Raw genomic sequence first — 16,036 nt, 5'->3', positions numbered from 1 at the left:
GGTAGGCTCCTTGATAGACGTTAATAATTTTGAGTATATGAAAATTGGTTTAGCTTCACCTGATAAAATCCGTTCATGGTCTTATGGAGAAGTAAAAAAACCTGAAACAATTAACTATCGTACATTAAAACCTGAAAAAGACGGTTTGTTCTGTGAACGTATTTTTGGTCCTACAAAAGACTGGGAATGTCATTGCGGAAAATATAAACGCGTTCGTTATAAAGGTGTTGTATGTGATCGTTGTGGAGTAGAAGTAACACGTTCAAAAGTACGTCGTGAGCGTATGGGTCACATCGAACTAGCTGCTCCTGTGTCACATATTTGGTATTTCAAAGGGATTCCAAGTCGTATGGGTCTACTTTTGGATATGTCTCCAAGATCACTAGAAGAAGTAATTTACTTTGCTTCTTACGTAGTAATAGAACCAGCAGACACGCCTCTTGAAAAGAAACAATTGCTTTCAGAAAAAGAGTACCGTGCATATCGCGATAAGTTTGGTACTAAATTCCAAGCTGCAATGGGTGCTGAAGCTATCAAGCGTTTACTTACTGAAATTGATTTAGAAAGTGAAACAGAGCATTTAAAAGAAGAGTTGAAAACAGCTCAAGGTCAACGTCGTACACGTGCGATTAAACGTTTAGAAGTTGTAGAATCTTTCCGTAACTCAGGAAACAAACCTGACTGGATGATTTTAGATGTTCTACCAGTAATTCCTCCAGAATTACGTCCGATGGTTCAATTAGATGGTGGACGCTTTGCTACATCAGATTTAAATGATTTATATCGTCGTGTTATTAACCGTAATAACCGTTTAAAACGTCTATTAGATCTTGGCGCTCCTAATATTATTGTTCAAAATGAGAAGCGTATGTTACAAGAAGCTGTAGATGCATTGATTGATAATGGTCGTCGTGGCCGTCCGGTAACTGGACCAGGTAACCGTCCATTAAAATCACTTTCACATATGTTAAAAGGGAAGCAAGGTCGTTTCCGTCAAAATCTACTAGGTAAACGTGTTGACTACTCTGGTCGTTCGGTTATCGTAGTAGGACCAAACTTGAAAATGTATCAATGTGGACTTCCAAAAGAAATGGCGATTGAATTATTCAAACCATTTGTGATGAAAGAACTTGTTGAACGTGGTTTAGCCCACAACATTAAGAGTGCAAAACGTAAAATTGAACGTATGCATGCTGAAGTATGGGATGTATTAGAAGATGTTATTAGAGAGCATCCGGTGCTACTTAACCGTGCCCCTACTCTTCACCGTCTTGGTATTCAAGCTTTTGAACCAACATTAGTAGAAGGACGCGCAATTCGCCTTCATCCTCTAGTATGTACAGCATATAATGCTGACTTTGATGGTGACCAAATGGCTGTTCACGTACCTTTATCTGCTGAAGCGCAAGCTGAAGCTCGTTTACTAATGCTAGCAGCACAAAACATTTTGAACCCGAAAGATGGTAAACCAGTTGTTACACCATCTCAAGATATGGTTTTAGGAAACTATTACTTAACACTTGAGCGTAAAGGTGCAATGGGCCAAGGTACAACGTTCTACGGGCCAGAAGAAGTGCTTATTGCTTATAATACTGGTCATGTGCATTTGCATACACGTATTGCAATATCAGCAGCATCTGTAAAAAATCAAACATTTACAGAAGAACAAAACAAGATGCTATTGTTAACGACTGTAGGTAAAGTAATTTTCAATGAAATACTTCCAGCAACGTTCCCATACATTAATGAACCGACAGATTTCAATCTACAAATTGAAACTCCGGAGAAATATTTTGTTCCAACAATTACAGATGTTAAAAAGCATATCGAGTCTATGGAACTTGTAGAGCCATTCAAGAAGAAAATTCTTGGAAATATCATCGCAGAAGTATTTAAACGTTTCCATATTACAGAAACGTCGAAAATGCTTGATCGCATGAAAGCCCTAGGATTTAAATACTCTACTAAAGCTGGTATTACAATTGGTATTTCTGATATCGTAGTACTTCCAGACAAAGGTGAAATTCTTGAAGAAGCACAAAGTAAAGTAGATAAAGTTATCAAGCAATTCCGTCGTGGTCTAATCACGGAAGAAGAGCGTTATGCAAGTGTTATTGGACATTGGAGTAAAGCAAAAGAAGTTATTCAAGATAGACTGATGAAAACACTAGATCATATGAACCCAATCTACATGATGAGTGACTCAGGTGCCCGTGGTAATGCATCTAACTTTACTCAACTTGCAGGTATGCGTGGACTTATGGCCAATCCGGCCGGTCGTATTATTGAACTTCCGATCAAGTCATCATTCCGTGAAGGTTTAACAGTACTTGAATACTTCATCTCTACACATGGTGCTCGTAAAGGTCTTGCCGATACAGCTCTTAAAACTGCCGATTCAGGTTACTTAACTCGTCGTCTAGTAGACGTTGCACAAGATGTTATTGTACGTGAAGAAGATTGTGGAACGGACCGTGGATTATTAATTGGTTCACTTATGGAAGGTACGGAAGTTATTGAAGAGTTTGGCGAACGTATTGTCGGTCGTCATACGAAGAAAACAATTTTCCATCCAACTACAAATGAACTGATCCTAGAAAAAGACGGGTTAATTACACAAGACGTCGCTCGTGTTATTGAAGAAGCAGGTATTAATGAGTTAACAATTCGCTCAGCATTTACTTGTAATACAAAACATGGTGTTTGTAAAAAATGTTACGGCTTAAACTTAGCTACAGGTGACACAGTTGAAGTAGGAGAAGCAGTTGGTATTATAGCAGCTCAATCAATTGGTGAACCAGGTACTCAGTTAACAATGCGTACATTCCATACAGGTGGGGTTGCAGGAGACGATATTACTCAAGGTCTTCCGCGTATCCAAGAAATTTTTGAAGCACGTAATCCTAAAGGGCAAGCTGTTATATCTGAAATCTCAGGAACTGTTACTGAAATTGATGAAATTAGAGAAGGCCAAAAAGAAATTACAATACAAGGGAATGTAGAAACTCGTAAATATTTGGCACCATACAATGCTCGTTTAAAAGTACAACTAAACGATACAATGCATCGTGGTCAAGTTTTAACAGAAGGTTCTATAGATCCTAAAGAATTGTTGAGAGTTAAAGATGTTTCAACTGTTCAAGAGTACTTATTAAAAGAAGTACAAAAAGTTTACCGTATGCAAGGGGTAGAAATCGGGGATAAACACATCGAAGTTATGGTACGCCAAATGCTTCGTAAAGTACGTGTGATTGAAGCTGGGGAAACAGACCTACTTCCAGGATCACTACTAGATATCCATCAATTTGCTGAAGCGAACAAAGAAGCAGTTTTACAAGGTAAAATCCCTGCAACTTGTCGTCCAGTTATCCTTGGTATTACTAAAGCTTCACTTGAAACAGAATCATTCTTATCTGCAGCATCGTTCCAAGAAACGACTCGTGTCTTAACAGACGCAGCGATTAAAGGGAAACGTGATGAATTATTAGGCTTGAAAGAAAACGTAATTATCGGTAAACTAGTTCCAGCTGGTACAGGTATGCAACGTTATCGCCAAATTAAAATCACGGACAACGAAGCAGATTCTGGAAAAGAGTTAGTTAACGCAGAGTAAAACAATTGAATGTTAGGGAGAAGAAGTTTTATTTCTCCCTAATATTTTATAATTACTGTTGACACATTTTTCAATGAGTGATAATATATTTAAGGTTGATAGTTATTTGACTTGTACCCTTTGGAGGATATGCAAATGTCTTATGAAAAAGTGAAACAAGCGAAAGAAACAATCATAGGTACAAAGCAAGCAGTAAAAGCAATGAAAAAAGGGCTTGTCAAAGAAGTTTATATTGCACTAGATATAGAAGAGAGAATCATTGAACTAGCACGAACAACAGCACAAGAAAACAATGTTTCAATTAACTATGTTGAGTCTAAAGTAGATCTTGGTAAGGCTTGTGGACTGCGCTTAGCGGCGTCAGTAGTAGCTATTACTGTGTAACAGTTTTTGTGTAAATCACAAAGACTTTGTTTTTACCCAAAAAATGAACCACCTGGATGTGTGGTATTAACAAGAACAAATGAAGGGAGGAATAATCGATGCCTACAATTAACCAATTAGTACGTAAGCCTCGTCAATCCAAAATCACGAAATCAAAGTCGCCTGCACTAGGGAAAGGTTATAACAGCTTCAAAAAGGCTGGTACTAACTTAAACTCTCCACAAAAACGTGGGGTTTGTACTCGTGTTGGTACTATGACGCCGAAAAAACCTAACTCAGCACTTCGTAAATATGCGCGTGTACGTTTAACTAATACGTTAGAGGTTACTGCTTATATTCCAGGAGAAGGACACAACCTACAAGAACATAGTGTTGTACTTATCCGCGGAGGAAAAGTAAAAGATTTACCAGGAGTACGTTACCATATCGTACGTGGTGCTCTTGATACAGCTGGTGTTACTGGTCGTATGCAAAGTCGTTCACTTTATGGCGCTAAACGCCCTAAAGCAGCAAAAAAATAATATAATTAATAATTTGACATTCGTCGAAAGGAGGAAAACACATGCCTCGTAAAGGTCCTGTTTCCAAACGTGACGTGTTACCAGATCCAATTTACAATTCAAAACTAGTAACTCGTTTAATCAATAAATTGATGGTTGATGGTAAAAGAGGTACTTCTCAAAAAATTCTATACGGAGCGTTTGAACTTGTAAAAGAACGTTCTGGTAAAGATCCATTAGAAGTATTTGAAGCTGCCCTAAACAATGTAATGCCAGTTCTAGAAGTTCGTGCTCGCCGTGTTGGTGGTGCTAACTATCAAGTACCAGTTGAAGTACGTCCTGATCGTCGTTCAACACTAGGTCTTCGTTACTTAGTAAACTATTCACGTCTTCGTGGAGAAAAAACGATGGAAGAACGTTTAGCTAACGAAATTCTTGATGCATCTAACAATACTGGTTCATCAGTTAAAAAACGTGAAGATATACACAAAATGGCTGAAGCTAACAAAGCATTCGCTCACTACCGTTGGTAGAATCTTTTTTAATATTATTATAAAACTATACTCTAATCCGACTATGGAAGGAGAAATACAATATGGCTAGAGAGTTCTCCTTAGAAAAAACACGTAATATCGGTATCATGGCTCACATCGATGCTGGTAAAACTACTACTACGGAGCGTATTCTATACTACACTGGTAAAATCCACAAAATCGGGGAAACTCATGAAGGTGCATCACAGATGGACTGGATGGAGCAAGAACAAGAACGTGGAATTACGATTACTTCTGCTGCAACAACAGCTGCTTGGGATAATCACCGTGTAAATATCATCGATACACCTGGACACGTAGACTTCACTGTTGAAGTTGAACGTTCACTTCGTGTACTTGATGGTGCGGTTACAGTACTAGATGCTCAATCTGGTGTTGAACCACAAACTGAAACAGTATGGCGTCAAGCTACAACTTATGGCGTACCACGTATTGTTTTCATCAACAAAATGGATAAAATGGGTGCGGACTTCCTTTATTCTGTAGGAACGCTTCATGATCGTTTACAAGCTAACGCTCATCCAATTCAATTACCTATCGGTGCAGAAGATGAATTCAACGGAATTATTGACTTAATTACGATGACAGCAACTATGTATCCTAATGACTTAGGAACTGATATGGAAGAAATAGAAATTCCAGAAGAGTACAAAGCTCAAGCGCAAGAATACCGTGAAAAACTAGTTGAAGCGGTTTCTGAACTTGACGAAGACTTAATGGATAAATATTTAAATGGTGAAGAAATCACGAACGAAGAATTAGTTAACGGTATTCGTAAAGGTACCCTAAACGTAGAGTTCTATCCAGTAGTGTGTGGTACTGCATTCAAAAACAAAGGTGTTCGTAAAGTTCTAGACGCAGTTGTTGCATACCTTCCATCACCACTTGATATTGCTGCTATGGTTGGTACAGACCCAGATAGCGAAGATGAAATTTTACGTCATTCGGATGACTCAGAACCTTTCTCTGCATTAGCATTTAAAGTTATGACGGATCCTTATGTTGGTAAACTAACATTCTTCCGTGTATATTCTGGTACGTTACAAGCCGGATCATATGTTCAAAACTCAACAAAAGGTAAGCGTGAGCGTGTAGGACGTATTCTACAAATGCATGCGAACTCTCGTTCAGAGATTTCAGAAGTACATGCTGGAGATATCGCTGCAGCAGTAGGTCTAAAAGATACTACTACTGGAGATACACTTTGTGATGAAAAAGCTTTAGTAATTCTAGAGTCTATGGTATTCCCAGAGCCAGTTATTTCGTTATCAGTTGAGCCAAAATCTAAAGCTGACCAAGATAAAATGGGTGCTGCTCTTGTTAAATTAGCAGAAGAAGATCCTACATTCCGCGTTCATACAGACCAAGAAACTGGTCAAGTTATTATCGCTGGTATGGGTGAACTTCACCTTGATATCTTAGTTGACCGTATGCGTCGTGAATTTAAAGTAGAAGCTAACGTAGGTGCTCCTCAAGTATCTTACCGTGAGACTTTCCGCTCTTCAGCAAAAGTTGAAGGTAAATTCGTACGTCAATCAGGTGGACGTGGTCAATTCGGACACGTTTGGATCGAATTCTCTCCAAACGAAGAAGGAAAAGGCTTTGAGTTTGAAAATGCTGTTGTCGGTGGGGTAGTTCCACGTGAATACATTCCAGCTGTTGAGGCAGGTCTTCGTGACTCACTTAACAATGGTGTACTTGCTGGATATCCATTAATCGATATTAAAGCAAAATTATACGACGGATCATATCATGACGTTGACTCCAATGAGATGGCCTTCAAAGTTGCTGCTTCTATGGCATTGAAAAATGCTGTATCTAAAGTAAACCCAGTAATTCTTGAGCCTATCATGAAAGTTGAAGTTGTTATTCCTGAAGAATATTTAGGAGACATCATGGGTGATATCACTTCTCGTCGTGGACGCGTTGAAGGTATGGACGCTCGCGGAAATGCACAAGTAGTGCGTTCAATGGTTCCGCTTGCTGAAATGTTCGGATATGCAACGTCTTTACGTTCTAATACGCAAGGACGCGGAGTCTTCTCAATGACATTCGATCACTATGAAGATGTTCCGAAATCAATTTCTGAAGAAATTATCAAAAAAAATAAAGGTGAATAATTGAATTATCACCAAATTTAAAGTATAACTAATTTGTAGTCTATGAAAGTTAAGGGGCGTTTAGTCCCTTACTTTTATAATAAAAAATCATACAATTACTGAGGAGGACTTCTCTAATGGCTAAAGAAAAATTTGACCGCTCCAAAACACATGCTAACGTTGGTACTATCGGACACGTTGACCATGGTAAAACAACTCTAACTGCTGCTATCGCAACAGTTCTTTCTAAAAAAATGGGTGGAACAGCTAAGTCTTACGCTGATATCGATAATGCACCTGAAGAAAAAGAACGCGGTATCACTATCAATACTTCACATGTTGAGTATGAAACTGAAACTCGTCACTACGCACACGTTGACTGCCCAGGACATGCTGACTATGTTAAAAACATGATCACAGGTGCAGCACAAATGGATGGTGGGATCTTAGTAGTATCTGCTGCTGATGGCCCAATGCCACAAACTCGTGAGCACATTCTTTTATCTAAACAAGTAGGTGTTCCATACCTAGTTGTATTCATGAACAAATGTGATATGGTAGACGACGAAGAATTACTAGAATTAGTTGAAATGGAAGTTCGTGATCTTCTTTCTGAATACGATTTCCCAGGCGACGACATTCCAGTAATCAAAGGTTCTGCTCTTAAAGCTCTTGAAGGCGAAGCAGAATGGGAAGAAAAAATCGTTGAATTAATGGACGCTGTAGATAGCTATATCCCAACACCAGAACGTCAAACTGACAAACCATTCATGATGCCAGTTGAGGATGTATTCTCAATCACTGGTCGTGGTACAGTTGCAACAGGACGTGTTGAACGTGGACAAGTTAAAATCGGTGACGTTGTAGACATTATCGGTATTACAGAAGAAGCTAAATCAACTACTGTAACTGGTGTTGAAATGTTCCGTAAACTTCTTGACTATGCAGAAGCTGGAGACAACATCGGAGCTCTTCTTCGTGGGGTAGCTCGTGAAGATATCCAACGTGGTCAAGTTTTAGCTAAACCAGGTACAATTACTCCACACACAGACTTCAAAGCTGAAGTTTATGTTCTTTCTAAAGAAGAGGGTGGACGTCATACTCCATTCTTCTCAAACTACCGTCCTCAGTTCTACTTCCGTACAACTGATGTAACTGGTGTTTGTAACTTACCAGAAGGCGTAGAAATGGTTATGCCTGGAGACAACATCGAAATGACAGTATCTCTAATTTCACCAATCGCTATCGAAGAAGGTACTAAATTCTCTATCCGTGAGGGTGGACGTACTGTAGGCGCTGGTGTAGTTGCTACTATCACTAAGTAATCTATAATTCTTTTATAAAAACCATCTCGTGACGACGAGATGGTTTTTTTTATGCCTAAAATTGTGTACACTGAGTAAAGGGGTGTATAAAATGCAAAAAATTTTGTTAATAGAAGATGATATTTCTATATTCAGTTTGATAAAAGATCATTTTCTTCATTGGTCATTTGAAGTAATCGGTCCAATTAATTTCCAGCAAATACTTCCTACTTTTTTAGAAGAGAAACCACAGTTGGTTATTATAGATATTCAACTTCCAGCATATGATGGTTTTCATTGGTGCCGAGAAATTCGTCGACACTCGAAAGTTCCTATTATCTTTCTTTCATCTAGAGATCATCCAATGGACATGATTATGGCAATGCAAATGGGTGCAGATGATTTTGTACAAAAACCTTTTAATATGGAAGTGTTGTTGGCGAAAATCCAAGCAATACTTCGAAGAACTTATGATTATGGGGATGAGCAATTAGATATTGTCCATTGGAATGATGCTATCATTGATTATTCTAGAAGCGCTATTTCCAGAGAAGATCAAGAGGTTGAACTTACTAAAAATGAGTTGTTTATCCTAAGAGTGTTAGTTCAGTCTTTAGATAAAATTGTTTCAAGAGATGAGCTTATGAGAAGATTATGGGATGACGAAAAGTTTGTGAATGACAATACACTTTCTGTAAACGTTAATAGATTGCGCTTAAAACTAGAGCAAATTGGGTTGGAAGAAGTCATCGTGACCAAAAAGGGATTAGGTTATATAGCAATAACAAAGGAGGGGCTATGAGGCTGTTTCTATTATATATAAAAGAACGATTTTCTTGGATTTTATTTTTTAGTTTTCTACAGCTATGGTTAAATATTCTCCTTACATTAGACGTGAACTTTACTAATACTTCTATTCTATATATGAATAGTACTAATCTACTTTTATTTTTAGTATTCTTTTTATGGAGGTATTTTAGGGAAACAAAGTTTATTAAAAATGTATTAAAGGTCAATCGGGGTGATTCGACGTTCGATCAGCTTATAGCTAGACTACCTGACGGACAATCCCTTTTTGATAAGATGATGATGGATGAGATACAAGAGATTATTCAATCAGGAAAACATGAGCTCAATGGTTCCCATATACTTTTTCTAGAAGAAAAGGACCAGACCCTTTCTTGGATACATGAGATGAAAACACCGCTTACGAGTATGAAGCTAATGATAGATAATGTAGAAGATTCGATCCTTAAGAAACAACTAGAAGTAGAATGGCTTAGAATGCATATGTTATTAGACCAACAACTTCATAAAACACGACTACCATTTATTGAGAAAGATAACGTTATAGAAAAAGTAAATCTGCAAAAAGTTATATTCCGGGAAATTAAAGAATTGAAGCCGTGGTGTATGCAACGGAATATTGGATTTGAAACAGAAGGGTTAGATAAAACAACACTTACTGATCACAAGTGGCTAGCATTTATTGTAAGACAGATCGTATCAAATGCTGTGAAATATAGCAAAGAGCACAAAGAAATTCATATAAGTACTACAATAGACAATTTGGGTCATCTAGTCCTTTCTATAAAAGACGAAGGGGTAGGAATATCGCAAGCGGATTTGCCTAGAATTTTTGAAAAGTCCTTTACCGGTAGGGTTGGAAGAGAAAGTGCCGCCTCAACTGGAATGGGGCTATACTTAGCTAAGAATTCCGCGGAAAAACTGGGTATTAATATAAACGTTACTTCGGAGATAGGTGTTGGTTCTACCTTTTCCTTACAATTCCCCATACAAAATGAGATGCAAGAAATACTAGGTAGGTGACGAAAATGTCATCTACTTTCTTTGTTTGTCACCTAAAACGAACGATTAATCTTGAAATAATGGGTAAAATGAAGTTAATAAAAGGTAGGAGGTAGACCATGGTTATTTTACGAGGTCGAAAGATTAAAAAAGTATTTGGTAAAAAATCCAATACTCAGGAAGTATTAAAGGATATTGACATAGAAGTACGAGAAGGGGAATTTGTTGGGATTATGGGACCTTCGGGCTCAGGGAAAACAACCCTATTAAATGTCTTAGCTTCAATTGATAAAGTTACATCTGGAATAATTGAGATTAACAATAATAATCTTCAAAAAATGAAAGAACAGAAGCTTTCCAAATTCAGAAGAGAACAGCTTGGTTTTATCTTTCAGGATTATAATTTGTTGGATACGCTAACAGTTAAAGAAAATATTTATCTTCCATTATCTGTAGGTAAGACCTCTAAGAGCGAGGGGGAGGACAAGATAAATGAGATTACAGTTCTTTTAGGAATTGAAGATATATTAAACAAATATCCTAATGAGATATCTGGTGGACAAAAGCAAAGAACATCAGCGGCAAGGGCACTAGTCGGTAATCCTTCTATTGTATTTGCAGATGAGCCAACTGGAGCTCTAGATTCCAAATCTGCTACTGCATTGTTAAGTAATTTGGAAAAAATCAACAAAGAAAAGAAAGTCACGATTATGATGGTAACACATGACTCTGTAGCGGCAAGCTTTTGCTCACGTGTTCTATTTTTAAAGGACGGACAGATATATTCTGAGTTGTATAAGGGTGACAAGGATCGCAAACAATTTTTCCAAGAGATCATGAATACCCAAGGTGTATTGAGTGGTGATGGCTATGACGCTTAATCAATTGGTTTTAAGAAGTATGAGGAAAAATATAAAGAGTTATTATCTCTATGTTTTTGCTTTAGTATTCAGTGTTTCATTATATTATTCTTTTGTCACTTTACAGTACAATCCAGCAATCGTTAATGAAATCGGTACTGGTAGATCTTCAGCTGCATTAAAAGCAGCTTCCTATTTATTATTATTTATCGTAACTTTCTTTGTACTCTATGCTAATAAGCTCTTCATGAATAGACGGAGCAAGGAAATTGGTTTATACCAGCTAGTCGGCATGTCCAAAAGCTTAGTGGCTAGACTAATAGCAATTGAGAATATTATTCTTTGGTTCAGTGCTATTGTCATTGGTGTATTAGTAGGTTTACTTACCTCAAGAATATTTGTAATGATACTATTAAAAATAGTAGAAAAGGATGTATTTGTAGAGCTCTCATTTTCTATGGAAGCGTTAATGGTTACTGTAGTTGTTTTCTCGGTACTTTTATTGATAGTAATTTTGCAAACCGCAATAAGAATTAAAAGAGTAACTCTACTAGCTCTAATTACAACAACCGCAGTCGCAGATGAAAGGGTCAAAAAGTTTAATGCCTTTCAGATGTTTTTAGGATTTGTAGGGTTGATTTCTATAGGGTATGGCTACTATCTATCGACGACACTATTAGACTTGGATAACTTACCTTCTGCCAATATACTGTTATTCAAAATGGTATCTATACTTGCTTTAACGGTTGGTGGAACCTATTTTGTATTTCGATTTTCGGTAGCGTTAATCCTAAACCTTATAAGAAAAAGTAAAAAAGGTTTGCTATCTATTCAAGATGTATTATCGTTATCAACAATCATGCATCGAATGAAAGCCAATGCGATGTCTCTGACTACTATTACAGTATTGTCCGCGACTACGCTAGCAATATTAACATTAACCTACATCTCCTACTATTCAACGGACTCAGTGGCGAATCAAGCAGTACCTTATGATTTTATAATGTATGAGGATACTGGTTTTGAAATGGTTGGAGAATTTGATAAAGAAGGAATTCAATATACTAGGTATGATATTGACATACTAGCGGTTCCATCAGATGTCCGTACTTTATTGATCAAGAAAGCTGCGTTAGATAAAACTTTATCCACCGAGTTAGGTGTACAAGTTGTTAGCCTAAAGGCAATTCAAAAAAAGCTTCCTAATCTTCAATTACAAGAAGAGGAAGGTTATATAATAGGTTACGATAGTTTGAGCGCAGAAAACATAAGAATAGAAGGACAAAAACCTATACAGTTTAATACTTCTACAGGTAAAGATGAAATATTTATTAAGGAAGTTATAGAGGATCGACTAATACCTGATTATCACTATTTTGGTTTTTTTACAGTCGTAGTGTCAGACACATATTTTCAAAAGCTACTTAACGATCCTCTTACTAAGAACCAAAAAATAGTTGGTATGGATTTGAAGGAAGAAAATCAATTAATAAAGGCGCAAGAAGTATTTGAAGCAAATAAAGTGTCAGTGGAAATGCCAATTCCAGGTAATGATCGAGCAACAAACACAGTCAGTGTACAATCACAGGAAGATTATCGCATAAATATGTTAGATTCACTTGGAATGACCATTTTTATAAGTGGATTTTTAGGCTTAGCGTTTTTAATAGCTACAGGTAGTATTCTGTACTTTAAACAAATGTCTGAGGCGGATGAAGAAAAAGGAACCTATAAAATTTTACGCAAAATGGGCTTTACTACTAATGAGATTATGAGAGGGATCCGACGTAAGCAGTTGTTTAACTTCGGTTTTCCATTAATAATAGGCTTAGCACATAGTTATTTTGCAGTAAAATCGGGTTGGATTTTATTTGGCACCGAGTTGGTTGCTCCCTTATTAATCACAATGGGTATATATATTGTTCTTTACTCCATCTTTGCGATTCTTTCAGCAGGTTATTATCGAAAGGTAGTAGAAGCAGCCTTATAATACAAAAGCTTGATTTCCATTTGGAGGTCAGGCTTTTGTTTTTGCATAGAGTTTTTCATAGATATTGAATGAGTAATATTTTATTAGTACAGGTTTGTGCTCAGGAGATAGACTTGTTCATTCCGACAAGGTTAGTTTTAAAAGTGATTTAGATTATTATATAATCTATTGACATTTTCATTAAAAAAATATAAACTTCTACCTATTAGTAATCTAGTGCGTGAAAGTGAGTGGTGAAGTTGAATGCTGTCTTAATAGCGGTAATAGTCATGTTAGTATTGAGTTTACTTCGTATCAACGTAGTATTCTCCTTAATTATAGGGGCCCTTGTAGGAGGCCTTACAGCCGGTTTATCCGTTGCGGAAACCATTGATGCATTTACAGGTGGGTTAGGAGCTGGGGCGACCATAGCACTTAGCTATGCGTTACTAGGAGGCTTTGCCATCGCTATCTCCAAGACTGGTATACCTGAGTTATTAGTGTTAGCCATCTTGAAGTTAGTAAAGAGTAAAGGAGACTCCAATAAAGTAGGGCTAGTGAAAGCTTTAGTATTCTTGTTGTTACTTATGATGGCTGTATTCTCGCAGAACTTAATTCCGATTCATATTGCCTTCATCCCATTACTGGTACCACCCATCTTAAAAGTGTTAAATATGTTGCAAGTGGATCGAAGATTGATAGCTTGTATTTTAGCTTTCGGTTTAATTACTCCGTATATGTTTTTGCCATACGGGTTTGGTGCAATTTATCAAGACATCGTTGCTACACAGATGGGGTTATCAGGATTAGAAATAGCTTTAAGCGATATTCCTAAGGCGATGGCAGTTCCAGCTCTAGGAATGGTATTTGGACTTGTAATGGCATTTGTCTTGTTTCGGAAACCCAGAAGTTATAAGCAGCAAGAAGTAGAAGTGAATGATCTAGAAGTAGATGTAAAGAAAAGTAGTATAGTTTTTACTATTATTTCTTTGGTTGCGGCTTTGACAGTTCAAGTTGAAACCGATTCTATGATTGCCGGAGCACTTGCTGGTATCGTTGTCCTTTATGTCAGTGGTGCATTAAAAAGGAAAGAAGCGGATGTACTTCTCACTGAAGGCATGCGTATGATGGCCTTTGTAGGATTCGTTATGATCACAGCAAATGGATTTGCAGCGGTTATTAATGCTACGGGGCATGTAGAAAGTCTTGTAGAAGCATCTTCGGGATTATTACAGGGTAATGTGAGTATAGCAGTGCTGATTATGTTAATAGTAGGTTTGGTTGTAACGATGGGGATCGGTTCATCATTTGCTACTATCCCTATAATAGCTGCCATCTTTGTACCGCTTGCAATGGAACTTGGATTAAGTCCATTAGCAACAATTGCATTAATAGGCACAGCAGGTGCTTTAGGTGATGCCGGGTCACCTGCTTCTGACTCAACGCTTGGCCCAACTGCAGGATTGAATGTAGATGGACAACATAACCATATATGGGATACTTGTGTTCCCACGTTTGTTGCTTATAATATTCCGCTCGTGCTTTTCGGATGGATTGCAGTTGTGTTTGTTCTATAGTAATAACTAGAAAGGGATATCTCTATAGAAGAGATATCCCTTTCTAGTTATAGTAACTTTAAAGAGCTTGCAGAAGAGTATGCGTGTTGCGTATATATTATTATTGTTATCAGTTGCTATTTTCACTAGAATTTTATATACTAGAAAACGGCTTAGAAAAACATAAGTATTATAGAAAAGTAATGCGGTTATAACTTTAAAAATAATTTCGTAAAAAACACTTGCGAAATATTTTTTTAATGTGTATAATGTTGAATGTTGGTCTTTGACTGCGATGAAGCGAGAGGTTACCGACACACCCGGCCGCTTTGCCATGGCGAGTGTACGGAAAATTTTCGTGGAGAATGTCTAGAAAATAGGCGAAAAGGAGGGAAAGTAATGGCAAAACAAAAAATTCGTATCCGTTTAAAAGCGTATGATCATAGAATTCTGGATCAATCTGCTGAGAAAATTGTGGAAACTGCTAAACGTTCAGGTGCAAGTGTATCGGGTCCGATTCCACTTCCGACTGAAAGATCTGTTTATACGATTCTTCGTGCTGTTCATAAGTATAAAGATTCTCGTGAGCAATTCGAAATGCGTACGCATAAACGTCTTATCGATATCGTTAACCCAACACCACAAACTGTTGATGCGTTAATGAAGCTTGATTTACCATCTGGCGTTGATATTGAAATCAAACTTTAATGGTAAAAAATAAAAAACACAAATTATTATAGGAGGTGTGACGGATGACCAAAGGAATCTTAGGTAGAAAAATCGGTATGACGCAAGTATTTGCTGAGAACGGTGACTTAATCCCTGTAACTGTTATTGAAGCTACTCCAAACGTAGTACTTCAAAAGAAAACAGTTGAAACAGACGGTTACGAAGCTATTCAGTTAGGTTTTGAAGACAAGCGCGAAAAGCTTTCTAACAAACCTGCGAAAGGGCACGTAGCTAAAGCAAGCACTGCTCCTAAGCGCTTCATCCGCGAATTCAGCGGATTGGATACAGCTAATTACGAAGTTGGTCAAGAAGTCAAGGTAGAAAGTTTTACAGAAGGCGATGTAATTGATGTAACAGGTACTACTAAAGGTAAAGGTTTCCAAGGTGTTATTAAACGCCACGGACAATCTCGTGGACCAATGGCCCATGGATCTCGTTACCACCGTCGTCCAGGTTCAATGGGGCCAGTTGCTCCGAACCGTGTATTCAAACAAAAGAAATTACCTGGTCAAATGGGTGGACATACAGTAACAATCCAAAACTTAGAAATCGTAAGAGTGGATGCTGAACGTAACCTATTATTAGTAAAAGGTAATGTTCCTGGTTCTCGTAAATCATTAGTAGTAGTTAAAGCTGCTATTAAATCGAAATAATTCTCT

13 protein-coding genes are annotated in these 16,036 nt (G+C 37.5%); all 13 read left to right on the top strand.

Going from position 1 to position 16,036, the window contains the following annotated elements; translation table 11 throughout:
• The first annotated feature begins 10 nt into the window (after window positions 1-10).
• The 13 genes from rpoC (at window position 11) to rplC (ending at window position 16,030) form a co-directional block, all read left to right on the top strand.
• Entirely contained in the window at window positions 11-3,613 is a 3,603-nt protein-coding gene (rpoC, locus tag MKX53_RS17960; protein WP_340764091.1) for a DNA-directed RNA polymerase subunit beta', read from the top strand.
• A 135-nt stretch (window positions 3,614-3,748) separates the two neighbouring features.
• Complete coding sequence (locus tag MKX53_RS17955) at window positions 3,749-3,997, top strand: ribosomal L7Ae/L30e/S12e/Gadd45 family protein (protein WP_093537871.1); 249 nt, start codon at window positions 3,749-3,751, stop codon at window positions 3,995-3,997.
• A 98-nt stretch (window positions 3,998-4,095) separates the two neighbouring features.
• The gene (rpsL, locus tag MKX53_RS17950) at window positions 4,096-4,518 is read left to right on the top strand and encodes a 30S ribosomal protein S12 (RefSeq protein ID WP_093537870.1); all 423 of its coding nucleotides are present in this window, start codon (window positions 4,096-4,098) and stop codon (window positions 4,516-4,518) included.
• A 41-nt stretch (window positions 4,519-4,559) separates the two neighbouring features.
• A complete protein-coding gene (gene rpsG / locus MKX53_RS17945) occupies window positions 4,560-5,030 on the top strand; it encodes a 30S ribosomal protein S7 (protein ID WP_093537869.1) in 471 nt (156 codons plus the stop codon).
• A 62-nt stretch (window positions 5,031-5,092) separates the two neighbouring features.
• Window positions 5,093-7,171 carry an elongation factor G gene (gene fusA / locus MKX53_RS17940; RefSeq protein WP_093537868.1) on the top strand — a complete coding sequence of 693 codons (2,079 nt, stop codon included), beginning with the start codon at window positions 5,093-5,095 and terminating at the stop codon, window positions 7,169-7,171.
• A 116-nt stretch (window positions 7,172-7,287) separates the two neighbouring features.
• The gene (gene tuf, locus MKX53_RS17935) at window positions 7,288-8,475 is read left to right on the top strand and encodes an elongation factor Tu (RefSeq protein ID WP_093537867.1); all 1,188 of its coding nucleotides are present in this window, start codon (window positions 7,288-7,290) and stop codon (window positions 8,473-8,475) included.
• 91 nt (window positions 8,476-8,566) lie between these two features.
• Window positions 8,567-9,256 carry a response regulator transcription factor gene (locus MKX53_RS17930; RefSeq protein ID WP_340913013.1) on the top strand — a complete coding sequence of 230 codons (690 nt, stop codon included), beginning with the start codon at window positions 8,567-8,569 and terminating at the stop codon, window positions 9,254-9,256.
• Window positions 9,253-10,284, top strand: a complete 1,032-nt coding sequence (locus tag MKX53_RS17925) for a sensor histidine kinase (protein WP_340913011.1) — start codon at window positions 9,253-9,255, stop codon at window positions 10,282-10,284. Before MKX53_RS17930 ends, MKX53_RS17925 begins: the two co-directional genes overlap by 4 nt.
• Window positions 10,285-10,382: 98 nt before the next feature.
• Window positions 10,383-11,144 carry an ABC transporter ATP-binding protein gene (locus MKX53_RS17920; protein ID WP_340913009.1) on the top strand — a complete coding sequence of 254 codons (762 nt, stop codon included), beginning with the start codon at window positions 10,383-10,385 and terminating at the stop codon, window positions 11,142-11,144.
• A complete protein-coding gene (locus tag MKX53_RS17915) occupies window positions 11,134-13,113 on the top strand; it encodes an FtsX-like permease family protein (protein WP_340913006.1) in 1,980 nt (659 codons plus the stop codon). The genes MKX53_RS17920 and MKX53_RS17915 overlap by 11 nt, the downstream gene beginning before the upstream one ends.
• Window positions 13,114-13,352: 239 nt before the next feature.
• A complete protein-coding gene (locus MKX53_RS17910) occupies window positions 13,353-14,669 on the top strand; it encodes a Na+/H+ antiporter family protein (RefSeq protein WP_340771089.1) in 1,317 nt (438 codons plus the stop codon).
• 378 nt (window positions 14,670-15,047) lie between these two features.
• Window positions 15,048-15,356, top strand: a complete 309-nt coding sequence (gene rpsJ / locus MKX53_RS17905) for a 30S ribosomal protein S10 (RefSeq protein ID WP_042478628.1) — start codon at window positions 15,048-15,050, stop codon at window positions 15,354-15,356.
• Between the two features lie 44 nt (window positions 15,357-15,400).
• Window positions 15,401-16,030 carry a 50S ribosomal protein L3 gene (rplC, locus tag MKX53_RS17900; RefSeq protein WP_093537862.1) on the top strand — a complete coding sequence of 210 codons (630 nt, stop codon included), beginning with the start codon at window positions 15,401-15,403 and terminating at the stop codon, window positions 16,028-16,030.
• The last annotated feature ends 6 nt before the right edge of the window (window positions 16,031-16,036 follow it).

The sequence above is a fragment of the Psychrobacillus sp. FSL K6-4615 genome, from assembly GCF_038008225.1.
Taxonomy (GTDB): Bacteria; Bacillota; Bacilli; order Bacillales_A; family Planococcaceae; genus Psychrobacillus; species Psychrobacillus psychrotolerans.
The sequence above is the reverse complement of the archived record's forward strand: the minus strand, read 5'-3'. Positions and strand labels throughout refer to the sequence as shown.